We start from the raw sequence: 371 nt of genomic DNA, 5'->3' as shown, positions 1-371 counted from the left end.
AACTTCGCCGGCACCAGCTTCGCCACGCTCGACAAGCGCGAAGCGAGGTTCCAGTACGGCAGCGACAAGGTCACCCTGTTCGCCGACAAGACCCAGGTCGGCAGCCTCGGCGCGGTGGGCTATGACGACGAGGGCGTGCCGACCAAGCGCTGGGATCTGGTCAAGGACGGCATCCTGGTCAACTACCAGGCGATCCGCGACCAGGCCCACATCATCGGCGAGAGCGAGTCGCACGGCTGCTGCTATGCGGATTCGTGGAATGCGGTGCAGTTCCAGCGCATGCCGAATGTGTCGCTGGCGCCGGGCAAGGACGAGCTCAGCCCCGAGAAGATGATCGAGGGCGTCGAGAACGGCATCTACATCGTCGGCGC

General features: G+C 65.0%; 1 protein-coding gene. It reads left to right on the top strand.

The features are described 5' to 3' along the window. Nucleotides 1-371 (top strand): metallopeptidase TldD-related protein (locus tag FLQ44_RS19960; RefSeq protein ID WP_240801353.1); only part of this gene is annotated, 371 nt, incomplete at both ends.

Origin of the sequence: Vogesella mureinivorans (assembly GCF_007644035.1) — a bacterium.
GTDB lineage: Bacteria > Pseudomonadota > Gammaproteobacteria > Burkholderiales > Chromobacteriaceae > Vogesella > Vogesella mureinivorans.
This window is presented reverse-complemented; position numbering and strand designations above follow the sequence as displayed.